This is a genomic window from Sulfurimonas sp. (assembly GCF_050296975.1).
Taxonomy (GTDB): Bacteria; Campylobacterota; Campylobacteria; order Campylobacterales; family Sulfurimonadaceae; genus Sulfurimonas.
In genome coordinates, this window is record NZ_JBNKRX010000012.1 from 17,358 (window position 1) to 41,951 (window position 24,594).

19 protein-coding genes are annotated in these 24,594 nt (G+C 35.3%); 9 read left to right on the forward strand and 10 right to left on the reverse strand.

All coding sequences use genetic code 11. The annotated features are described in order from the left end of the window. The first annotated feature begins 2 nt into the window (after nucleotides 1-2). The 9 genes from ACQY56_RS03590 (at nucleotide 3) to leuA (ending at nucleotide 13,422) form a co-directional block, all read left to right on the forward strand. Complete coding sequence (locus tag ACQY56_RS03590; RefSeq protein ID WP_428743722.1) at nucleotides 3-6,254, forward strand: cadherin domain-containing protein; 6,252 nt, start codon at nucleotides 3-5, stop codon at nucleotides 6,252-6,254. Nucleotides 6,255-6,365: 111 nt separating this feature from the next. After that, nucleotides 6,366-7,796, forward strand: a complete 1,431-nt coding sequence (gene glnA / locus ACQY56_RS03595) for a type I glutamate--ammonia ligase (RefSeq protein WP_428739008.1) — start codon at nucleotides 6,366-6,368, stop codon at nucleotides 7,794-7,796. A gap of 98 nt (nucleotides 7,797-7,894) precedes the next feature. Then, a complete protein-coding gene (locus ACQY56_RS03600) occupies nucleotides 7,895-8,857 on the forward strand; it encodes a sensor histidine kinase (protein WP_428739007.1) in 963 nt (320 codons plus the stop codon). A 50-nt stretch (nucleotides 8,858-8,907) separates the two neighbouring features. Continuing rightward, entirely contained in the window at nucleotides 8,908-9,645 is a 738-nt protein-coding gene (locus tag ACQY56_RS03605; protein WP_428739006.1) for a UDP-2,3-diacylglucosamine diphosphatase, read from the forward strand. After that, nucleotides 9,630-10,385 (forward strand): patatin-like phospholipase family protein, encoded by a 756-nt coding sequence (locus ACQY56_RS03610; protein ID WP_428739005.1) that lies wholly within the window; start codon nucleotides 9,630-9,632, stop codon nucleotides 10,383-10,385. Before ACQY56_RS03605 ends, ACQY56_RS03610 begins: the two co-directional genes overlap by 16 nt. A gap of 8 nt (nucleotides 10,386-10,393) precedes the next feature. Continuing rightward, nucleotides 10,394-10,600, forward strand: coding sequence for a hypothetical protein (locus tag ACQY56_RS03615; RefSeq protein ID WP_428743723.1), 207 nt, complete (start codon nucleotides 10,394-10,396; stop codon nucleotides 10,598-10,600). Continuing rightward, nucleotides 10,569-11,162: a hypothetical protein gene (locus tag ACQY56_RS03620; RefSeq protein WP_428739004.1), complete on the forward strand. Its 594-nt coding sequence runs from the start codon at nucleotides 10,569-10,571 to the stop codon at nucleotides 11,160-11,162. The genes ACQY56_RS03615 and ACQY56_RS03620 overlap by 32 nt, the downstream gene beginning before the upstream one ends. Nucleotides 11,163-11,166: 4 nt before the next feature. Further along, complete coding sequence (locus tag ACQY56_RS03625; protein WP_428739003.1) at nucleotides 11,167-11,658, forward strand: J domain-containing protein; 492 nt, start codon at nucleotides 11,167-11,169, stop codon at nucleotides 11,656-11,658. A gap of 102 nt (nucleotides 11,659-11,760) precedes the next feature. Beyond that, entirely contained in the window at nucleotides 11,761-13,422 is a 1,662-nt protein-coding gene (leuA, locus tag ACQY56_RS03630) for a 2-isopropylmalate synthase (RefSeq protein ID WP_428739002.1), read from the forward strand. A gap of 17 nt (nucleotides 13,423-13,439) precedes the next feature. On the opposite strand, the gene ACQY56_RS03635 is transcribed toward leuA, so the two are convergent. Genes ACQY56_RS03635 through ACQY56_RS03680 form a run of 10 tightly spaced genes read right to left on the reverse strand, consistent with a single transcriptional unit; the run spans nucleotide 13,440 to nucleotide 24,575 of the window. Beyond that, nucleotides 13,440-13,919: a hypothetical protein gene (locus tag ACQY56_RS03635; RefSeq protein WP_428739771.1), complete on the reverse strand. Its 480-nt coding sequence runs from the start codon at nucleotides 13,917-13,919 to the stop codon at nucleotides 13,440-13,442. Next, the gene (locus tag ACQY56_RS03640; RefSeq protein WP_428739000.1) at nucleotides 13,919-15,913 is read right to left on the reverse strand and encodes a penicillin-binding protein 1A; all 1,995 of its coding nucleotides are present in this window, start codon (nucleotides 15,911-15,913) and stop codon (nucleotides 13,919-13,921) included. Before ACQY56_RS03640 ends, ACQY56_RS03635 begins: the two co-directional genes overlap by 1 nt. Further along, nucleotides 15,910-16,599, reverse strand: coding sequence for an ABC transporter ATP-binding protein (locus tag ACQY56_RS03645; protein ID WP_428738999.1), 690 nt, complete (start codon nucleotides 16,597-16,599; stop codon nucleotides 15,910-15,912). The genes ACQY56_RS03640 and ACQY56_RS03645 overlap by 4 nt, the downstream gene beginning before the upstream one ends. Next, nucleotides 16,589-17,695, reverse strand: a complete 1,107-nt coding sequence (locus ACQY56_RS03650; protein WP_428738998.1) for an aminotransferase class I/II-fold pyridoxal phosphate-dependent enzyme — start codon at nucleotides 17,693-17,695, stop codon at nucleotides 16,589-16,591. The genes ACQY56_RS03645 and ACQY56_RS03650 overlap by 11 nt, the downstream gene beginning before the upstream one ends. Next, nucleotides 17,692-19,509, reverse strand: coding sequence for a diguanylate cyclase (locus tag ACQY56_RS03655; RefSeq protein WP_428738997.1), 1,818 nt, complete (start codon nucleotides 19,507-19,509; stop codon nucleotides 17,692-17,694). The genes ACQY56_RS03650 and ACQY56_RS03655 overlap by 4 nt, the downstream gene beginning before the upstream one ends. A gap of 11 nt (nucleotides 19,510-19,520) precedes the next feature. Continuing rightward, complete coding sequence (locus ACQY56_RS03660; RefSeq protein WP_428738996.1) at nucleotides 19,521-20,459, reverse strand: GGDEF domain-containing protein; 939 nt, start codon at nucleotides 20,457-20,459, stop codon at nucleotides 19,521-19,523. Nucleotide 20,460: 1 nt separating this feature from the next. Further along, the gene (maf, locus tag ACQY56_RS03665) at nucleotides 20,461-21,015 is read right to left on the reverse strand and encodes a septum formation inhibitor Maf (RefSeq protein WP_428738995.1); all 555 of its coding nucleotides are present in this window, start codon (nucleotides 21,013-21,015) and stop codon (nucleotides 20,461-20,463) included. Beyond that, nucleotides 21,005-21,538, reverse strand: a complete 534-nt coding sequence (locus ACQY56_RS03670; RefSeq protein WP_428738994.1) for a hypothetical protein — start codon at nucleotides 21,536-21,538, stop codon at nucleotides 21,005-21,007. Before ACQY56_RS03670 ends, maf begins: the two co-directional genes overlap by 11 nt. Beyond that, on the reverse strand, nucleotides 21,538-24,090 hold the full coding sequence (gene alaS, locus ACQY56_RS03675; RefSeq protein ID WP_428738993.1) for an alanine--tRNA ligase: 2,553 nt from the start codon (nucleotides 24,088-24,090) through the stop codon (nucleotides 21,538-21,540). The genes ACQY56_RS03670 and alaS overlap by 1 nt, the downstream gene beginning before the upstream one ends. A 38-nt stretch (nucleotides 24,091-24,128) precedes the next feature. Next, nucleotides 24,129-24,575, reverse strand: a complete 447-nt coding sequence (locus ACQY56_RS03680; RefSeq protein WP_428738992.1) for a DUF523 domain-containing protein — start codon at nucleotides 24,573-24,575, stop codon at nucleotides 24,129-24,131. Between the last annotated feature and the right edge of the window lie 19 nt (nucleotides 24,576-24,594).

Here is a 24,594-nt window from a genome sequence, read left to right on the forward strand (position 1 = left end):
AAATGAGAAAAATATTTTTAATTTTATTAGTGAGCATAAATCTTTTTGCTTGGGAAATAAATACACATAGAGCAATAGACAAAAAGGCACTTGAAAATGTACAAAACTTAGAAGCTTTTACATCAAGTGTAGAGTTATTTGATAATTATGGAAGTGAAATTTTTGAGGGATATTATGGGATGACATACTTCAAATATATTAGTGATGGAGAAAGTAATGGAATATCAGCCAAAGAATTAAAGCAAATATTTGATAACGCCAACTACAAATCCCTCCTAGAAGCCGGCAGCATCCTAGAAGACGCACAATGGCCACATCTGATAAATGGCGGTAGTTGGAATATAGGTGATATGTCAGACGGACGCTTTTTAAACCACTTCTACAACCCTCAAGTATTTGATGGCAATGCAGTCGAGTGGGCTTATAACGCTGGAAGAAACCAATACAACTACACCTCTGCTATGGATTATTTTGCAAAAGGTTTTAGTGAATCTGATATAAACGAAAGACGTAAATACCAAGCAAAGATGTTTGTGAGTGTTGGAAATATGTTACATATGCTCAATGACATGAATGTCCCTGCTCATGTGAGAAGTGATTTACACCCTCTTTTTGAACCACTTGAAAAATATATGAAAGGTGGAGAAGACCATAATCAAAATGTTGGTTACTACATCAAAGGAAACTCAAAAGCTGGAAACCTAAATCCATCTGCATCAGATAAAGTAACTCCACAACCTAACTTTCAAGCTTTTATGAAAACAGAAGCGGAATTTACCTCTACTAATTTTTTTAGTGACGATACTATCTTTGAACCTTATTTAACGCCTAATGAGTCAACTACACATATAGCAGATAGAACACAGTTTGCAACTTATGCTCGTTCATACATATACAATAGTAACAATACTAAGATTGCCATTCATGTAGAAAGCTACGTCATAAATGCCCTCAATGGAATAATAGCTACAAAACAGAGCAACAAAATGGTTCTTGGGGACACTTCTATATTTAATGGAGATACTTCTGTTTTAGAAGATAGCGGAAAAGTTCTCATCTCCCACGCCATCGCCAACGCCTCTAACTTTGTAAACTACTTCTTTCGTGGACATATAACACCTAAAGTTACCTCTTGTGGGTTACAGGTTACAAATGATTCAAAAGTTGATCTTGTAGCAAATGCTACTGCTGTTACTTTTATAAAAGGCGGTACCTTTACAGTTTACGCAGATAAAGCTGATGGGGAAAGAGTTTATTTGACTGAAAAAGCACTTGATGAAGACCTGATCCTCGATCAAAGTATAGTTATCAAAGGGGTTGCGAGTGCTTACAAGGAGATTTTTGGAGAGGTGTCGCAAAATGCTAAACTTACTGTAGTTTATGAAGGAAACATCGGTGTTGATGCTGGTGTAACTGTGAGTACTGAAGTGTATAACCTACAAGAGCTTCCAAAAACACAAAACGGTGCAGTAGAAGTAACTTTAAATTGGGAAAACGATGCAAACTATGACCTTGAACTTGCTATGCCAAGCAGTGTAAAAGATGTAGAATCTCCAAGCTGTATGGAACATGCTTATGTTGCAACCGAATATGACATTTATCCAGGGACATACAAAGTAAATGTAGCAAAAGTTTCAACTAAACCTGTTGATGGAGTCTACTACGTAACTATAAAAACTCCTGGTTCTATAGAAGTAGCATCTATAGATGCAAGTACCACTGGACATATAGCCGACATCCATGTCAAATATATTGATAATGAGCCTGTCATAGAGCTTGAAACTCCATCAAGTATTAATATTGTTTATTCTAATGGTAGTGATGGCAGTGGCAGTGCTGGCTACCATCTTTCTCATCACAGCGGTGGCGGCAATGGTAGAACTTCCAGCCATCGATCATATTCATCACATAGTGGTTATAGCTGTGGTGATATACCTTGTGAATACTGGATAACTTGGTATGAAAGTTTAGCTCTTGTTGGACCACTCAGTGATGCAGATATTTCACTTTTTAGTCTAGATGCATTTAAAAACCAAACTTCAGCATTATATGAGGGAAAAACAAGTAGTGGCAATACTCTTTACACAGCTGGAAAACTAAATATACCTGAAGATGTTATCACTTCACTTGATGATGAAACTCTTTATATCATTGAAGTGTCTGGTGGTACAGATATAGATAAAGATGATGATATGATTGTAGATACTATAGGCACACCAAACTTGGGAACTCTACATACACTAGTAACAGGAACACAACTCAAACAACTTAAACCAAAGGTAAATATCCTTACAGAAGTAGCGTATCAGATAGTAAAAGATGGTATAGCAGATGGTTCATTAACAAAAGCGGAGCTTATAGAAAAACTTGATGATATTGCAAGTCGTTTATTGTTAGCAAAAATATATACAGAAAATACAGAAGATGTTAATTATACTGATCTTTTAGATTGGCTCCCTACTATAGACACAGCACTTTTATATGCAGATTATGATACAAAAGTAGTACCAATAGTGAACAAAGTTTTAGCTGGAGAAAAGATTTATCAAAATGCATATAATTTAGTTTATTTTTCAGACAATTTAGTGCCTATTATCAAAAGTAAATCTTACCATATAGCAGAGAATGCCTCTATAGGTAGTATTGTAGGAGATATAGAAGTACAGAGCGAAGGTAACTCTTCTATCACAAATTTTAAACTTTATGGAAATGGTTCTAGCAATTTTTCTATAGCTTCAAATGGAACAATAACAACAAAAGTACTACTAGACTATGAAAAAGAGCAGTTTTATTCCCTTTTTGTTCATGCACAAAACTCTGATGGCTATAGTAAATATACAGCTATTACTATCTCTGTTGATGATGTCGTAGATGCCCCTTATATTACAGGGTTTAGTTTTGAAGAAGTGTATGCTGATACATCAATAGGTACAAAAGTAGCACAGGCAGTTTTTGAAAGTGGCAGTTCAGCTATAACATCTATGCAACTTTCAGGGGAAGATAGTAGTTACTTTACTATAGATACAAATGGTACTATTACAACTACAAAAGCTCTAGAAGATTTTTTCACAAAAAAAGCGTACACATTTTCTCTAAGTGCTAGTAATAACTCTGGGGAGAGTTTGCCTATAGATGTTATCGTAAATATTGGCGACAGACGTGACATACCACTTATAAATAATTTGACACTTTATGTTGATGAAAACACACCTCCGCAGAGTATTATAGGACAAGTTCCAGTAGTTAGCGATGGTGATAGTCCTATAACCTCTTTTACTCTAGATGATAGTACTCTTTTTAACGTTGATGATAATGGAACTATAAAAGTTGCACCAAATGCAGTGTTAGACTATGAAAAACAACACTTTATAGATGTCAATATGACTGCCTCAAATGTTATTGGTGATAGTAGAGAAAAAATACTCAGAGTAGTACTCAATGACATCCCTGATGTTTTACCTACTCTCAATGATGTAAATCTTTCTATAAACAAAGAAGAGGCTGTTGGAAGTATAATTGGTAATGTTTTACAAAATGGTGGTGATAGTGCTATAACAGATGTTTCACTAACAAACAATCCATACTTTAAACTCAACACAAATGGTGATATAGAAATAACACACTCACTTTTAGAGCAAGATGATGAGCATTTTACACTTCAAGCGACTATGACAAATAGTACAGGAGAGAGTAATACTAGTGTACTAAATATTGATCTAATTACAACACCTGTTGTTCACGATATCACAATAAATGCATTTGACAATACTGGAGAATATACAGAGATAGTAACACTCCCTATCATAAAAAACGGTAACGAAATCACTTCCATTACACTCAGTGGAGAGAGTGACAACTTTACAGTAGATACAAATGGAACATTGAGAGTTGCACAAGGTGTTACACTTAAAGCAGCAACAAAATCAGACTATCTTTTATATGCAACCATCAACGATACATACAATGCTACAATTAGAGTCCATATAAAAGATAGAATTATCGGCTCTGTTGATACTTCAGGTTATGCTAGAAGTATCACTTTAAGTGCTGATAACACCAAAGCTTTTGTGGCTGATGGAGGTTCTGGTGTTCAAGTTATAGATATAACAGACCCTACAAACCCTAAAATTATTAGTTCAATATATATCAATGGGGCAAGTGACATTGCTTTAAGTTTAGATGAAAACCAAATATATGTATCATATTTTGGTAGTGATGGCTATGGAGGGATGAAAATAGTGGATATTAGTGACCCTCTAAACCTTACTATCATTAGCTCTGTATCTATTCTTGATGAAGTTTCAAACATTGCTTTAAGTGCTGATGGATTTACAACCTTTATTACTGGTTCTTCTGGTGTTCAAATTGTGGATGTAAGTGACTCAACTAATCCTACTATTATTAGTTCGGTAAATACTCCTACATTGTATATCAATCCAAATACTGATAATTCTAAAATATTTCTTAGTAAACATATTGTAGATATCACTGATCTAAATAATCCTGCAATTACAGACTTAATTAATCTTCCAAAAGATTCATACTGTATTAGTTTTGACACAAATCAGACAAAAGCTTTTACAACAAATGTATATTCAGGAGGAATTCAAATTTTAGATATAATCGACCCTACTAACCCTATAGTATTAGGCTCTATCAAAACATCCTATCGAGTTTTATATATTAAGTTGAGTGAAGATGGTAATACAGCATTTTTAACGAATCATTATAATGGAATTTTAATTGTAGATATTAGTGACCCGACTAACCCTATTATCATTGATTCTATAGATACTCCAAATATACCAAATCGTATTGCTTTAAACTCTGATAACTCCAAAGCTTTCATAGCTGATGGAACTTCAGGTATACAAATCATAGATATCTCAGGATATAAAATAGAACAAAAAACGCCTGGAATTTTAGGTTTTTCAACTACTATAGAAGCCTCTACATCTGTTGGCACAGTTGTAGGACAAGCAAAAATATACTATAGTGGTGAGAGTGGTATAACTTCATTTGAATTAACTGGAGATAGAGCAGATGATTTCAGTATAGATAGCGATGGTATAGTAAAATTAGCTAAAGAGTTGGAAGTAATACCAAACAACATCTACGCTTTAAAAGTTCGTGCTACAAATAGTGTTGGAACAAGAGAAGAAGAGATTACCATCAGTGTACACTCTCTTCCAGAAGCAAATAACTTTACTGGTACTGTAAATAGTATGGCAACAGCAGAAACAGTAGTAGGAACACTAGATATGCTCTATGATGACAATGCTACAATCTCTAGCATTGTTTTAAGTGGGGAGGGAAATGAAAACTTTACTTGTGATACTTCGGGAAATATTTATGTAGCACAAGGAGCAGAATTACATCATTTTGTAAAAGCACAATATGATTTGAGTGCAACTTTAACCAATGATTATGGAGACTATGAAAGTAATGCTACTATCAAAGTCAAAGCTATAATTACAACTGTTGATACTCCAGATACGGCTTATGGCACCGCTTTAAATAATGATAACACAAAAGCTTTTGTCGCTGACAGCTATTATGGTGTTCAAATTATAGATATAACTAACCCTACAAACCCTACTATCATTGGCTCTGTTGATACTTCGGGTTCTGCTCATAGCATCACCTTAAGCACTGATAACACAAAAGCTTTTGTCGCTGATGGAGGTTCTGGTGTTCAAATTATAGATATAACTGACCCTGCAAACCCTGCTATCATTGGCTCTGTTGATACTTCGGGTTCTGCTTTGAGCATCACCTTAAGCACTGATAACACAAAAGCTTTTGTCGCTGATGGAACTTCTGGTGTTCAAATTATAGATATAACTGACTCTACAAACCCTGCTATCATTAGCTCTATTGATATTTCAGATTTTGCTAGAAGTATCACTTTAAGCACTGATAATTCGAAAGCTTTTGTGGCTAATAGCGGTTTAGGAATACAAGTTATAGATATAACTGACCCTATAAACCCTACTATCATTGGCTCTGTTGATACCCCATCTTATGCTGTAGGTATTACTTTAAGTACTGATAATTCGAAAGCTTTTATAGCCGATAGAAATTCTGGTGTTCAAATTATAGATATAACTGACCCTACAAACCCTATTATTATTGACTCTATTGATACTCCAAATTCTGCCTTAGGCATCACTTTAAGTGCTGATAACACCAAAGCTTTTGTTGCTGATGGATATTATGGTGTTCAAATTATAGATTTAACAGGTTTGGAATAAAATGAAAAAAACAAAATTGTCAACTTGCCTAAATTTTAATCAAAAAAACCCTAGAGCTTTGGTCGAAAATCAGCTATACTATCAGGAGATAAATTTTTAGGAGAATGTTAAATGGGTAAATTTGTTAATAACATTGAAGAGTTTTTCACTTTTTGTGAAGAGAATGATGTACAATTCGTAGACTTACGTTTTACAGACATCAAAGGTGCATGGCATCACCTTACATATAGAATGAGCGCCGTAAATGAAGGAAACTTAATAAATGGTTTTCCATTTGATGGTTCGTCAATCGAAGCTTGGCAGCCAATCAACCGTTCAGATATGCTTTTAAAAGCTGATGTTCCAACTGCGTTCTTAGATCCTTTTACTGCTGATCCAACTATCATCGTTTTCTGTGATGTTTACGATATCTACAAAGGTGAACTATACGAAAAATGTCCACGTTCTATCGCTAAAAAAGCACTTGCACATGCTGATGAATTAGGTATTGCTGATGCTGCTTACTTTGGTCCAGAGAATGAGTTCTTCATCTTTGATGATGTAAAATTCATCGACAACATCAACGAAGCTGGTTATAAAGTAGATTCTGAAGAGGGTGAGTGGAACTCAAATACTGACTATGAAGATATGTACAATACTGCTCACCGCCCAGGAACTAAAGGTGGTTACTTCCCAGTACAACCAACTGACTCAATGGTTGACTTACGTGCTGAGATGATGCAAGTACTAGAGCAAGTTGGTCTTGAAGTTGTTCTTGGTCACCACGAAGTTGCTCAAGCTCAAGGTGAAATCGGTATCGTTTTCTCTGACATCATCGGTGCAGCTGATAACGTTCAAAAATATAAATATGTTGTAAAAATGGTAGCTCACCTTAACGGCAAAACTGCTACATTTATGCCAAAACCACTTTACGGTGACAATGGTAATGGTATGCATACACACCAATCATTATGGAAAGATGGTAAAAACTTATTCTACAAAGAGGGTGAGTACGGTAACCTTTCTGAGATGGCTTTACACTATGCTGGTGGTATCTTTAAACATGCTGCTGCAGTTGCTGCATTTACAAATGCTTCAACAAACTCATACAAAAGACTTTTACCAGGTTTCGAGGCTCCAAGTATCTTAACTTACTCTTCTCAAAACCGTTCAGCATCTTGTCGTATCCCTTACGGTGCTGGTGAAAAAGCTACTCGTATCGAGATGAGATTCCCAGATAGTACTGCATGTCCTTACTTAGCATTTGCTGCTATGATGATGGCTGGTCTTGATGGTATCCAAAACAAAACTGTTCCTGTTGGTCCAATGGATGAAGATCTATTTGAACTTTCTTTAGGTGAAATTCGTGAGAAAGGTATCCCTCAAATGCCACACACATTACGTGAAGCACTTGAAGGTCTAATCGCTGATAACGACTTCTTAAAACCAGTATTTTCTAAAACATTTATCGATGCGTACCAAGAGTACAAATTCGAGCGTGATGTATGGCCAGATGAAGGTCGTCCAACTGCATACGAGTTTAAAACAACTTACCAATGCTAGTTGCTTAGTATCTGCACCAAAAGGTGTAGATACTTCCTCAAAACTTTTTCTCTTTTTTTTACTTTTTTTCAAAAATAAATTAGGTTATAATCTACACTATGAACGACAATCCATTTAGCAAACAAGATGATATTGTTATAACAAGACGTAAAAACCCAAAAGGTGAATATGCTCACTTAAACACTTCTGAACTCTTGAATGCTGTTAAAGAGAGTGCTCATTCAACTCACCGTGCTGATCTAGACATACTTCTTGAAATCTTCTTAGACCGTTACAATGCAAGACAAGATGAACTTGATAAACTCAACTATGAACTTGCTCAAAGAGTAGAACTCGAAGTACAAAAAAGTGAGGCGAACCATAAACGTTTTGAACAACAAGCAAAGATGGCAGCAATGGGTGAGATGATGGATGCAGTAGCACATCAATGGAAGCAACCTCTTAATGCACTCTCTATGATGGGTGATCTTTTAGTTTCAGATTATGAATCTGGCGATTTAACATTAGAATCACTCAAAGAGATGCGCCAAGATATGCAGGTACAAATCGATCATATGGTTACAACTTTGCGTGAGTTTAGAAACTTTTTTAGACCAAAAAAGAAAGAAGAAACATTTGGCATCAAACGCTCCACCCAAAGTGTCACTCTTTTGGTAAAAGATGAATTTGTGAAAAATAACATCACACTTCGTATTGTTCCTGAACATGAGATACTGATTTATGGAAATGAGAATGAGTTTAAACACCTTGTTTTAAACATTATAAATAATGCTAAAGACGCTTTTAATGAACGTAACATTGAAAAGCGCGAAATCATCCTTGACTTTACAAAAGATAAAAAATTTACTTATCTTACAATAACAGATAACGCAGGTGGTATTCCTGAACATATTATCAACGATATTTTCAAACCTGAAATCACCACAAAACCAGAGGGAAAAGGCACAGGTATAGGACTATATATGAGCACACAAATCGCCCAAAAACTTGGTGGTATTTTAAGTGTTAAAAACACTCATAATGGGGCAATGTTCGAGCTAAAAGTTCCCCATGTTATCTAAATGTCTCCTTATGTAATAATTTCGTAATACTTTTGACTTAAACTTCCGACATGAACTACAAGTCAATTTTTGTCTCAGACATTCATCTAGGTACTCGCTTTTCACAAGCTGAACATTTTTTAGAACTTCTGCGCGATACAGAATGTGAAAACCTCTTTTTTGTCGGTGATATTATTGATGGTTGGGCTATTAAGCGAAAGTTTAAATGGGAACAATCTCACTCTGATGTGATTCAAAAAGTACTTAGAAAAGCTAGAAAAGGGACACAAGTATTTTTTATCACTGGAAATCATGATGAATTTTTACGTCCATTTGCACCTTTACTTATGGGTGAAAATCTCAAAATCATTAATGAGGTTGACTATAGTGCTATAAATGGCAAAAAGTATCTTATCACTCATGGTGATTTTTTTGACTCTATAACTATGACAAAAAAATGGCTCGCCCTTTTAGGGGATGTCGGGTATGATTTTGTACTGTATCTCAACCATATTCTCAATAAATTTCGTAAGCTTTTGCGTATCCAAAAACATTGGTCACTTTCAAAATATGTCAAAGATAATGTCAAAAGCTCTGTGAGTTTTATAACCGACTTTGAAGGGATTCTTTCAAATCATGCTTCAAAACAAGGCTATCATGGTGTTATTTGTGGACATATACACAAAGCTGAAGCAAAAATGATTAATGATATAGAGTATTTAAACTGTGGTGATTGGGTAGAGTCCTGCACATTTGTAGCAGAAAATTTTGATGGAAGTTTTGAGGTTATACATTGGCTAGAGAGATAAAAGAAGTTGCACTTTGCCTTTCAGGTGGAGGTGCACGCGGGGCGTATCATTTAGGTGTACTGCATTACTTAGATGAACAAAACATAAAAGTTAAGGCTATCGCAGCTACATCAATCGGCTCAATCATAGCTGCGAGTTATGCAGCAGGAGTTTCGCCAAAAGAGCAACTCGAAATATTAAAGTCTAAAGAGGTAAAAAAACTTTTTAAATTCAACTGGTTTAAAGAGTCTATTTTTAACATAGATATAGAGGCTGAAATATTGAAAAAACTTGTTCCAATTACAAATATGAATGAGCTTAACATCCCCCTTTACATCACTGCAGTTGATCTTGATGAGGCACAAGAAAGAGTTTTTTATACTGGAGATATTTATCAGCTTTGTCAAGCATCTTCAGCCCTTGTACCTTTTTTTAAAGCTGTGAAAATAGATGAAAAAACTTACGTTGATGGTGGCGTATTTAACCACATCCCAGTAGCCCCACTTATAAACTTAAATACACCTATTTTAGGGGTAAATCTCCACCCTTTCGTGAACAATGTAGCTACTTTCAATCTCTTTTCATATCTTAAAAGATTAATAGTATCAAGTATGCAAAAAAATGTACAAAAAGCTAAAGAGGTATGTGAGTATTTTATAGAATCTCCAGAGATCACAGACTACTCAATCCTCTCATTAAAAAACTTCGATGCACTTTTTGAGCTTGGGTATCAAGAGGCGAAACGAACAATACTTGCATAGTAAAATGCATGAGTATGCAAGTCCTATATTGCCACCGTTGTAAAACAGAGTATAAAGTACGCGAAGAAGATATTAATTTGATGCAAGAACATTTTGGTAATTTTGATCCAAAAGAGTACAGAGACGGCTGCTTTTTCAAAAATCTCGGACAACTCAAACGTTCACAAAACCAAAGGAAAATAGATGACAGTCGATGTACACGTGAGTGCGTATGATGATGCATTCATTGACAATATTGAAGATATTATGGAAGAAACTATTGTGCAGATGTTTGTTTTGCATCCTAAAAGTATAGATTCTCTCGAAGAGGTACAAGAGCTTTCAAACGAACATAACAATATCTTTTATACTGTACCAACAGAGCTTTTAGAAAATAGCTGCAACAAATGTGTAGGTGTCGTAATATCTTCTGCTAAAGAACTTGAACAGATCGAAGATCGTGTAGTGATGATCGAAGAGGCACACTTGGACGAAACATTTTATGAAGCATTAGGGGCACATAAAGGGATCATCTTAAATGCTACAAAAAGCCATGAGGACTTGGAGAACTTTTTTGTAAGTATCAGCCCTAGCAGTATTGATCTGTTTGACAAAGATGAGTTAAACAAACTCTCTATGCAAAAAATTGCCCTGCAAAGTAACTATCCAAAACATGAGTTTGATGAAGTCTATACTACGGTTGAGAAAATCTCTCATGCAATGTTTCGATCAGAACAAAGCATCACTTTAGAAGCGACTAAAAACACCTTGCAACTTTTTTCTCTTATGAAAGGCTAATACAATGGAGGAGGAGTTTATCATTTTCAATGGAAGCTTAGGTGTGCACGATATTGTCACGATAGGTGAGTTCAAAGTTGAAAATGGAAAAACAACTGCTTGGCTAGAAGAGCCTTATGAGATGGTAGGACCATTTAACTTAGATGAGCTTATATCAGATAGTACAATCAGTTTTGCAGAGTGTATGGTAATGTCGGTAGAGAAATGGAAAAAAGAGCGTAAAACACTCTTACAACAAGCCTTCATCAAACAACAAAAAATACAACAAGAACACTTTGAAAACATCCGCCGATACAATCAACAAAGACACTACAACGACAAAGAGCATAGAGAGCTTTTGTGTTTACCACTTGAAGGCATTCTTGAAGCAAATCAGATAAAAACCGCATACAGAAAACTCAGCAAAAAAGTACATCCCGATCTTGGTGGCTCACATGAAAAATTTATAGAGATCACTGTAGCGCGGGATACTTTACTTAAAAAATTCAGTTTATAACTTTCCTACAAAAAAATTCTAACCTTAATTTCGCTATAATTCCGCAATTAATAAGATGTGTAAGAGTGTCTTATTAAAAATTTCAAGTTTAAAGGAAATGTTATGAAACATATCCCTACGGGCAAATACCAGCCCTACCCTAAGATAGATTTGCCAGATAGACAATGGCCAAATAATGCAATTACAAAAGCTCCAGTGTGGTGTAGTGTAGATTTACGTGATGGAAATCAAGCGTTAATCAACCCTATGAACATGGAGAAAAAACTTGAACTTTTTACACTCTTACTCAAACTTGGATTTAAGGAGATCGAAGTTGGATTTCCATCTGCATCAAAGGTAGAATTTGACTTTTTACGTAGATTAGTAGATGACAAACTTATCCCTGATGATGTAACTGTCCAAGTGCTAGTACAAGCTAGAGAGCATCTTATAGAGAAAACTTTTGAAGCGTTACGCGGTGTAAAAAAAGCAACTGTGCATCTTTACAACTCTACTTCTGTAGCGCAAAGAAAAATAGTTTTTGATAAAAGCCAAGATGAGATCGTAGCATTAGCGTTAGAAGGTGTTGATCTAGTTAAAAAATACGAAGCACAACATGATGGCAAAATCTTTTTGGAGTATAGCCCAGAGAGTTTTACAGGAACTGAGTTAGAGTTTGCAGCACGCATCTCAAATGCAGTAACTGCGCGTTGGGGCATTTCAGCTGATCGTCCAGTGATCATCAACTTACCAGCAACGGTAGAGATGGCGACACCAAACATATATGCTGATCAGATCGAGTGGATGAGTAAACACCTTGACAACCGTGAGCATGTGTTAATCTCAACACATACACATAACGATAGAGGTACTTCAATCGCTGCAACTGAGTTGGCATTACTTGCGGGAGCAGACAGAGTTGAGGGGACACTTTTAAGTAACGGTGAGCGTACAGGAAATGTGGACATCATTACATTGGCACTTAACATGACAACGCAAGGGATCGAGAGTGGTTTAGACTTCTCAGATGTAAACAAAGTAGTTGAAGTGGTTGAGCGTGTAACTGAGTTACCAACACATCCACGCCATCCATATGTAGGCGATCTTGTATATACTGCGTTTTCAGGTTCACACCAAGATGCGATCAACAAAGGTTTGGCATACCAACAAGCTAAAGAGCAACCGTTTTGGGAAGTGCCATATTTACCGATCGATCCAGCAGATGTTGGACGTACGTATGAGTCGATCATCCGTATAAATTCACAATCTGGTAAAGGTGGTGTAGCATACATTTTAGAGCAAAATTATGGTTATCAATTGCCAAAAGCGATGCACCCTGAGATCGGTCGTGCTGTTCAAAGACTTAGTGATGTAGAGGGACGTGAACTCTCAGGCGAAGAGATTTTTGGTGTATTTAAAGCAGAATATTTTGAAGTACAGGAGCATATTAAGTTCATAGACTTTAGTTCAACTACAAAAAATAAGATTGCAAACTGTACTTTAACGTATGAATATAATGGTAAAGAAATTACATCTGATGGTACTGGTAATGGTCCAATCGATGCATGTAAAGATGCTTTAATGAAAGAGTACAAAAACGAGTTTGCGATCAAGTCTTACTCTGAGCACTCTTGCGGAGATAAAAGCTCGGCAAAAGCTATCGCATACATCGAGATCAAAACAAAAGATAAATTCTCTTGCTTTGGTGTTGGACGTAACAGCGACATCACAATAGCTACGATCAAAGCACTTTTCTGTGCACTTAACAGAACTTACGACAAGTAAGTTCTGCCCCCTCTCTTTTAAAAAGAGATACCCGCACTGAGTTCTGGATACGATCTATAACAATCCTCAGATTCTACACAACTATCAAAATACTCTATAGCATATCCAAGAGAGATATAAGAGTTATTGCTAGTTATAATGCTTAACCCCCCACGAAAACCATAAGAGCCAAAATCATCAATAACAGGACTATCTATATATGTTTTACGACCAAATGCACCAACATATGGCTTAAATCTTTTATCTACAGGCAGAAAATAGTTTGAGTATAAAGATACCTCATTTTGTGTTGGTCCTGAACCAGACCAATTTCTATACATTCCACCAAGAGATAAATTGTCAGCGACATAATACTCTCCACTTACACCAATAATCGTATATGAGTATCCAAAACTTTGTGCACCACCGACATAAAGACCTAGGTTTGCCTTGCCTTTAGAGAACACATCCCCATTTAAGACTACAACCAACAAGGAAAATAAAAAAACAATTCTCATCAAAATAACAACTCCTCCCCTGCATCTGGATGCGATTCTGCTTTTGGTGCTTTAGAGATATCACTAAAGTACTCTTTTTCTCCATTAATGGTAACTTCACGAACACCCTCTGGAACATCAAAATGTCTTTTGATTTGTGGATAATATTTCAGTACTTGTCTATAAAAATATGAAAAAGCTGGAGCTGCTATCCTACCACCTGTTTCTCTTTTGTACATTGGTGTATTGTCATCATTTCCAAACCATACAACTGTTTCAAGTGTTGGAGAATACCCAGCAAACCAACCATCAACATTGCTATTAGTCGTTCCTGTTTTCCCAGCTAATTCTATACCTCTTACTTTTGCTCCTCTACCTGTACCACGTTGTACAACATCGCGAAGAATTGTAGTCATTATAAATGCCTGTGATGCTGGACTTACCTCTTGAGGTTTTATCTCTTTTTCATAGATTGCTTGTTCATCTTTATAAATTGAGTTTATAAGATGTGTTTGTACCTGTGTACCATAATTTGAAAAAGATGTATAGTACTGTGCCAATTCAACAGGTGAGAGAGACATTGTCCCAAGTGAGATTGAAAGATCATGTGGGATATCTTTAATATTAAACTTTTTAAGCTCAGATATCAATTGCGGGAGACCAATATCGTTTACAAGATTGATCGTTGCTAAATTTCTTGAGTGCACAAGTGCCTCACGAAGAGGAATAAGCCCAGTATAATTTTTCTCATAGTTTTTAGGCTGCCATTTCATCTCTTCGCCATCTTTTTCATAGTCATATGTTTTAGCAATATCTACAAGCTCAGTTGCACCTGAGTATCCAAGGTTGATAGCTACTTGATAGATAAATGGCTTAAAAGCAGAGCCAGGTTGGCGACGACCTTGTGTAGCACGATTATACGATGAAGTTTGATAATCTACTGAACCAACCATTGCCACGATATCCCCAGTACCAGAATCTATTGAGACTATTGCACCATTGATTTTAGTAATATTAATATCTTTCGCAAGTAATGATTCTGTATCTAAGTTTGTAATCTTTGCCTCTTTTTCTTTATACTTTTCAACACGTTTTAAAAAGAGATCATAGGCGTATTTGAGTGAATCTCTCGCTGCATCTTGAAGTTTTAAATCAATAGACGTATATATCTCGTATCCACCAGTTCTAAAATCTTCTATCCCCATTGCACGCATACGACGTGCAACTTCATCAACAATAAAAGGTGCTTTGTTTTGTGTCAATGTATCATCATATACTGTTGGTGTCTGTGCCAAAGCTTTATTATATGTATCATCATCAATCCAACCAAGTACATGCATCCTAGTAATTACTCTATTTGCACGTCCCATAGATATCTCATAGTTTTTTGTTGGTGCATATGTTGATGGTGCCTTAGGAAGTCCTACTAAAATAGCAATCTCTTTAAGTGTAAGCTCACTGAGTTTTTTATGAAAATATCCATCTGCTGCTGTTTTTATCCCATAATAGCCATGCCCATAATATATCTCATTTAAATAACGCTCTAAAATTTGCTCTTTAGTTAAAACATTTTCTATTTTTATAGCATAGATAGCTTCTTTTATTTTACGAGAGATTTTTTTCTCACGTGTTAGGAGTACATTTTTCACAAGTTGTTGAGTGATGGTACTTGCTCCCTCAACTGCATGTCCAGCTTTTACTACTTTAAGTGCTGCACGAAAAATCGCATCTACATTGACTCCTGGATGTTCAAAAAAAGTAGTATCTTCGATAGCTACAAGTGCTTCAACAACACGTGGAGGAATCTCATCAAAAGGTGCATAATATCTGTGTTCTTTTTCAAAAATATTTGCGATTTTTTCACCATTTTTATCATAAATTCGAGTAGTTACAGATGGTTTATAATCAACTAATTGAGAGACATCATAATCAAACTTGATGTAGTAAAAACCAAAGAGTATAAATGGTGATAAAACTCCTAAAATAAAAAGTGTAATAATTATCTTTTTTATCATTTTCTATATTCCCTATTTGCAAAATTTGCTTCGATTAATGTTTTTGTATATTCATTTTGAGGGTTATTAACGACCTCACTCATTGTACCACATTCAATTAACTTTCCAAACTTGATAACACAAATATCATCACACAAATTTTGTGCAGATGCTATATCGTGTGTTACAAACAACATCTTAAAATCCTCTTTTTTTTGTAACTCTTTTAAAAGCTCCAAAATTGTCACTCTTGTTTGTGGGTCGAGTGCAGTTGTTGGCTCATCAAGCAACAATAGTTTTGGTTTATGTGAGAGTGCAATAGCGATTACCACACGTTGAAGCTGTCCACCTGAAAGCTCTGGAGGGAAGCGATCTAAGAGTGAAAGATCAAGCCCAAGCTCATCAAAAAGTTTTTCTATCCTCTCCTGTGAAACAAAGAACTGTTTTTTTATCTTAGTAAGCGGAGAGAGTGCAGTAAAAGGGTTTTGTACAACTAAAGCTACATCTCCACCTTTACCAATTTGAATTTCACTATCAACCTCTATCTCAAGCCCCATTCCACTAGGCAACATATCTAAAAGTGCTTTGAGAGTTAAACTTTTTCCACTTCCACTTTGTCCAACAAGTGCTAAAGAGTTGTTTATAGTAAAAGCGATATCAACTAAATTTTTTTCTTTATACTCTATTGCCAATTTTTTAATCTTCAAAATTGACCTCACTTTTAATCAGCTCACAAACTTTTTGTAAATCTTCGCAACTCTCGCCAACTCTGGCTATCACTCTTAAGATAGCACGTTCAACTGTTGGCTGACGTATAGCACCTATATTGTAACTTTGAGTAATAAATTTCTCTTTTATATCTATAACTTTTCGATTATCACCTATAACAATTGGTGCTATGAGACCAGCTATATCTAAACCAAATGCCTCTTTTATGATTCTTTGGCGTTTTTGTATCTCTTGTTTTAAAAACTCTTTGTTTTTTAAAATATATTGCAGTGCATTATGACCCAAAAGTGTATCGTATAAAGAGAGTGAAGTTGCATAAATTATCGGCTTTGCACGGTTTATAAGATACTCATTGATATGAGAAGATGAGAGTATATACGCACCAAAACTTCCGTACGCTTTTCCAAGTGTACCCATTTTTATATGATTAGGTTTAACCTCTATGTTATAAAGATCATACACTCCCATAAGGTTTTCACCTACAACTCCACTACTGTGTGCCTCATCAACAATCAATATTGCATTATATTTATCAGCTAATGTAAATACCTCTTTTGCACACAAATCCCCATCCATAGAGTATATCCCCTCAACGGCTATAATGTTTCTTTTTGCATTTGAATTTTTGAGTAACTCCCCTAGCTGTGTCATATCATTATGTTTAAAAAAAGTTACATCTACATCTTCTAAATTACTTGCAAGGACACCTGATGCATGATAGAGTTCATCCATAAATAACTTATCGCCTTTACGTACTAATGATTCAATCAGAGCTATGTTTGCATTAAAACCACTCCCTAAAACAACTCCAGCTTCAAATCCATTCACGCTACAAAGTGCATCTTCAAAATCTTTATGTATTTGATGGTATCCATTCACTAACAAAGATGCTTTTGGGCTATTGACATCTAATTTTTCTAAAGTCAAACATGTTTGTTTATGCAGCTCTTTATTGTGAGAGAGTCCCAAATAATCATTTGAAGCAAAATCTTTTATCTCATAATTGAGAACTTCGCGAGTGCGATAGCGTCCAGATTTTTTTAACGCTTTTATTTCATTTTCATAAAAACTCATTTGCTCACTACTTGATCTCTACCATTTTGTTTTGCAATGTAGAGTGCTTCATCTGCTCTAGTCAAGATATGATCGGCGTCTTCACCCAAGATATATTCTGTAACACCAAAACTAAAAGTAATTGGTAAAACAATTTTCGCTTCAGAGACTTTTTTTCTTATCTTTTCTGCAAAAAGAGTTGCATTTTTCAAATCTGTATGTGGAACGATAAGAACAAACTCCTCTCCACCAATTCTACAAAAAACATCAGCTCCACGAATCATTGACGAAATAAGTTGTGAGTACTCAACAAGTACATTATCTCCAACACCATGACCATATTTATCATTGACTTGTTTAAAATAATCTATATCCATGATTATCAAAGATAAAGGAAATTTATATCGTTTTGCAGTGGAGATATTTTCCTCTATTTTAAGATTATAAAAACGTCTATTTCCTATACCCGTTAGTGTATCTGTAATAGTCAATTTTTCTAGTTCTAATTTATACATCTCCTCTTTTGTTATATCAGAGAAAACAACACTATAATAACCTTTTTCAGGCAATATCAGTGAAACGTTGATTGTAAAATAATACAGTTTTCCATCGTAGCTAATTTTAACTTTATTGTTTTCTTCTGGATTTCGTAAAAGATGATCGATCCAAATTTCACCATCTATATATTTTGGAACATACCCCTCTTCCTCTACAAAAAGATCACCTACACACTGGTATTTTTCTTGAAATTCATCTAAATTTTTTTCTTTTGAAAAGTATGTAAAAAAAGCTCTATTAACATCCAAAATTCGTCTTTTATCGTTGATAATAACAATATTTGTTGAAGAATCTATAATATTTTTTATATAAGATTTTTGTCTTGCTAAAATATATACAAGACCTATATTGAAGATAATTGCTAAAACAAAAATAACTATAAATCCCATCGCAGTTAATTTAAAAACAAAAAAGTCTTCATCAGTACTTGAGATATTGTTCAAATACTTAAACATTATATAATACCCAAGTACTTTACCATCAAAAGAGATCAATGGAAAAGCAGTAATCAAACAACCATTTTCAATTTTATATCCAGTATTAAAATAGTTCTCTATCCCTTTTTTTTGTAGATACTCTAACTTATCTTTTGGTGCATCAAAATTGGCAATATAATATCCATCAAGAAAATTTCCCGTAAATGCAAATTGTAGTTTTTTAGAATCTTCTTTGTTTAGTATAACAACAGAGTCTATTTGCATATCTTTCATTGAAAGGGCTATAGAGTTAAAATGTGAAATAATCTCTAAAACACCAACAATTTTGTCCTCTTCTAAAATTGGGATAAGTGCTTTGATGGCAACACTATATTTACCAGAACTAATTGTGTAAGATATTTTTTGAGTTTTTATTACCTCAATCACATCTTCTCTTAGACCTTTTAGCGTATCCCCCTTTTTATCTGTCCAGCTTCTATATACAGAAGTAAGTTTATTATCGATGATATTGACCCAAATATTTTTATACTCGGTGTTTTCTCTTAGTTTTTTTGTTAAATTTTTATAAAAACTATCATTAATTTTTGCATACTTCAAACTATTTATCAAATCTCTATCTTGTACTAAAACTAAACCTATCGCAGTAGTAGCTCTTTGTTTTTCATAAATCATTTGTGCAATTCGAGCTTGCATACTTTGCGCTTGACGTTCATAGTTTAACATCTGCATACTATTTTTTTTCTCACTCACATAGTTAAAATAATAGAGTGAAAACGAGATGCCGATAAGTATAAAAACAATTAGTAAAAGATATACTTTTTTATTGTTAAATATATGCATCTATACAAACCTCATCCAAGAACAACTTTGTTTCGTCCTGTCTCTTTTGCTTTATATAATGCAAAATCTGCACGTTGGAACATTGTCTTTGGATCATCACCTTTTTCATACTGTATCAAACCTATACTCGTTGTAATTTGAGTAGTCCCTTTTGCCTCTTCTATTAAAGTTCTTAATTTTTGAGCTAAAGTATATGCTTTATCATTCGTTGTTGCAGGGAGTAAGACTGCAAACTCTTCTCCACCAATTCTTGCAAAAATATCTGCTTGACGTAAATTTTCTTTTATGAGAGTTGTGAACTCAATGAGAACTTTATCTCCAACATCATGCCCATACATATCATTGATTTTTTTGAAAAAATCTATATCAAATATCAAAAATGAGAAAGGGTATTTATATCGTTGTGTTAAGGTGATATGTTCTTCTAGTTTTTGGTCAAAATAACGACGATTTCCTATATTTGTCAATGCATCATTAAGTGTTAAAAGCTCAAGTGCTTTTTTCGTTTGTTCTTGTTCTGAGATATCTGAAAAAATGAGTCCATATACTTTACGTTTTGGGTCTATAAGTGAAGCAGAGACTAAAAAATAGTACTTGTGCCCATATATATTCATTTTTACTTTATGCTTTACACCGTTGTTGGCATAAAGATACTCTATCCATGTTTTACCCTCTAAATTAGAACCTAAATATCCCTCTTCTATTTCAAAAAAGTCACAAAGACAAGAATATTTTTCTAAGAATTCTTTTAAATTCATACACTTTGAAAAGTACTGAAAAAATGTTGCATTTACTTCAATAATTTTCTCATGATTTGTTATCATCACGATGTTTGATGAAGTATCGATGATTTTTTTATAATACATTTTGCGGTATATAAAATTTTCATAAAGGTAGTACCCTGTACCAACTACCAAAATAGCTGCCATAATTGAATACAAACTTATCATCCTAACTCCTTATAAAACTTTGAAGTACCTCTACACTCAATCCCATAGCAGTACTCTCAAAACCGCGTACTTCTTTGATGTAAGATTTACAAAATCCCTCTACCATACAAGCACCAGCTTTTCCACGCCACTCACCACTTGTCAAATACTCATCCAGATGATCTTGATCAAACTCATCAAAAATATAATCTGTTTTAGAGATATCGACAATCTTTTGCTTTTTTGAGTGATAGATCAAACAAGTGATAATGCTTGTAATACTTCCACTTTGAGTCATTAAAATATTACGAGCATCATCTATACATTTTGCTTTACGGAGGATTTTATTTTGTGAAGTTACTACAGTATCGGCAACTAAAAGGGGATAATCTTCTATACCAAAAGCTTTAAAATTTGCTTCATATTTTCCCATCGTTGCTTGGTAGACAAAGTTTTTTGGAGAAGTTGCCACAATGCTATCTTCATCAAACTCAACACTCTCTTGGATAAATTTTATCCCAGCATTGTTTAAAAGTAGTGCGCGAGTTTGTGAAGATGAGCAAAGTCTAATAGGCATTTCGAAGTGTCACTCCTAAATAGATTGCAATAATCCCTAAAACGATGTTTATTGGAACCATGTATTTTCCAATAAGCTCTAAAGATTTTCTAGCCCCAGCCATATCACCAGAGTCTAAAAGTTTTTGTGCCTTATTACGGCGAATTATCATGGCAACTAAATTGATACTCATCAATAACCAAATGCTTTCTTTAACATGTACAAGGTTGTAAATATGGTATGCATACTCATCAATTACATTCCCACTTGCATCAACTGCAGCTGCGCGAAATCCAAGTCCAACTGCCATGATTACCGCTGTAAGAATTAAAATAATTACAAAAGGGGAAACAATCATAAAAAGACGTTTTAGTGCATGTGCTACACGTGGCAATCTTTGTGCAGGTTCAAGTTCCATAAAAGAGTGATGTGCTGCAAAACGCATAGCAATCATTCCACCAACCCATACAACAGCACTTACAATATGTAAAAAAACTATAACTGTTCTATAGTCTGCAAAAAACTCTACTAAAAACTCTTTCATTATCCAAGAATCCCTTGGATATATGCAAGTGACGCCTCTTTAGCCTCAGGTAGTTTTGTTACATCTTTTCCACCAGCTTGTGCAAAGTCTGGACGACCACCACCGCCACCGCCTAAAATCGGAGCGATATTTTTGATCCAATCTCCCGCTTTAGCATCACAGTTTTTTACACCAGCAGCTATGAGAACTTTATCCCCTTTTACTTGAAAAAGCATCGCTGCAAGTTTGTCATTTTGGTTTTTAAGCTCATCAATTTTCTCTTTGATGTCACCGCTTGGAAGCTCTTCGATCACAACTGCTACACCGCCAATCTCGTTTGCTTTGATCTCAACTTTAGTAGCTTGTTGAGCTTCTTTTACTTCAAGTTTTAACTCTTCGATATTTGATTTAAGTCTGTTAATACCCGCAAGTACATCAAGGTTTTTCACTTCCATCTCAACACGTTTAAGTAGCATTCTTTGCTCACAGAAATGATCATACGCAGCTTTGCCACATACAGCTTCTATACGTCTAACCCCTGCACTTACACCACTCTCTTTTGTGATGATAAAGCTTCCAATAGTTGCAGTATTGTCAACATGCACACCACCACAAAACTCAACACTCGCTTTCTCAAAACTTACCACACGAACTTCATCGCCGTACTTCTCACCAAACTGGCTTTTTGCACCCGATTTTTTTGCTTCATCAATTGGAAGCACTTCAGTTTTTCTTTCAATTCCACGAGCGATCAAAGCATTTACACGTTGCTCGATCTCTGCTAGTTCATTGTGTTCAACTGCTTTAGGGTGTGAGAAGTCAAAACGAAGGCGATCTGCTTCTACAAGTGAACCCGCTTGTGAGATATGATCCCCTAACACATCATAAAGCACTGCATGAAGCAGGTGTGTTGCAGAGTGGTGTTTTGTGATCTCATTTCTTGAGATATCTACATGTGCATCTACTACATGGCCAACACTTAGATCTTTTGTCACTTCTACACTTGAGAGGTTAAGTCCAAAGAATTTTTTTGTATCGCTTACTTTTGCAAAACCTTCAAGCTCTCCACTATCTCCACATTGTCCACCACTCTCAGCATAAAATGGTGTAATGTCAAGATATACCCAGCCGCTCTCACCAGCTTTAAGAGTATCTACTTTGTGAAACTCTTCATTGAGTAATGCTTTTACTTCACCAGAGTGTTGTGTAAAGTCATACCCTACAAATACATTTTCTCCAAACTCTTCAATGAGAGCTTTAAAGTCACCGTGAACTGCATCATCACCGCTTCCTTTCCAGTTAGCTTTTGAGCGTTGTTGTTGCTCATGCATCAACTCTTCAAACTTAGCAGTATCAAGCCCTAAACCTTTTTCACGAAGCATATCTTCTGTGAGGTCTAGTGGGAAACCAAAGGTGTCGTAAAGTTTAAATGCAACTTCGCCTGAGAAAGTATTTTTTGTCTCTTCAAGCTCTTTTTCAAAAAGAGCAATTCCACTCTCAATAGTTTTAAAAAATCTTGCTTCTTCAAGCTCTATCTGCTCTTTTACAACTTCGGCTTTTTGTGCAATATACTCATACTGCCCTTTCATGATACCCACAAGTGTATCTACCACTTTGTACATAAACGGCTCACGAAATCCTAAAAGATACCCATGACGGACGGCACGACGAAGGATACGGCGAAGAACATAACCACGCCCCTCATTTGAGAAGTTTACACCTTGAGAAAGTAAAAATACCGCTGTTCTAATGTGATCGGCAATAACACGGTAACTAGCACCAGTAGCGTACTCATACTCCTTACTTATAAGCTCTTCAACTTTACGAATGAGTGGCATAAAAAGAGATGATCCGTAGTTGCTAAGTGCACCCTCTTTGATCGCAACTACACGCTCTAGTCCCATACCAGTATCAATCGATGGTTTTGCTAAAGGGATACGCTCTCCACCTGCAACTTTCACTTCGTATTGCATAAACACTAAGTTCCAAATCTCTAAAAATCTATCGCCATCACCACCCATGTAGTCTTCAGGACCACTAAAGTGCTCAGCACCTTGATCGTAAAAGATTTCACTACATGGTCCACATGGTCCAGTATCGCCCATTGCCCAAAAGTTATCTTTATCGCCTAGACGCATAATTCGCTCTTTTGTAACGTACTTCATCCAGATAGCTTCTGCTTCATCATCACTATCATGTACAGTTACCCAAAGCTTTTCAACTGGAAGTTCTAATACTTCTGTGATAAACTCCCAAGCATACGCTATAGCATCCTCTTTGAAGTAATCTCCAAAACTAAAATTCCCCAGCATCTCAAAAAATGTATGGTGACGCGCAGTATGTCCAACGTTTTCTAAGTCATTGTGCTTTCCACCAGCACGGATACATGTTTGGCATGACGTAGCACGAGGATTTTCTGGACGTGGAACTTCCCCTGTAAAAATAGACTTAAACGGTACCATTCCCGCATTGTTAAAAAGTAAAGTAGCATCATCTGGAACAAGTGGTGCAGATGCTATTCTTTCGTGATGTTTTGTTTCAAAAAATTTAAGAAACTCTTCTCTAATATCCATGTAAATAGTTCTCTTCTTATAAAATTGTGCGATTATATCTAAAAATCCCTAAAATTTAACTCATCTTTGATTTTTAGGGGTTTGTAGTGGGTTTCAAATAACTCTGCCGCTATCCCGTTTTCAAATTTTATCATTTGTTTATTTTGATCTAAAATAGGTGTAGTTTTGTATCCACATGAGGGTGATTTTGACTTTAAAACTATCGCATCTACCTCTTTATATTTTTGCATAAAAACTTGAATCTCATCATACAAAAGTTGTGTTACGTCTTTGTTAGTTTCATCAGTGATTATGTATTTGTGAGCCTCAATTTCAACTACGTTTATTCGCTCTCTTGGAGTCCCAAAAAGTGGTGCTTCAGGACAAAATGGAATTATCTCATAATCCCTAAAATACTCAACTATCTCCTCTTCTACTTTTGTTTTTCCATCATAGCGGCAAAACTCACCAAGTAAACAAGCAGAAATTATCACCTTTTTTTTCATTATTTCAACCCAGACATTC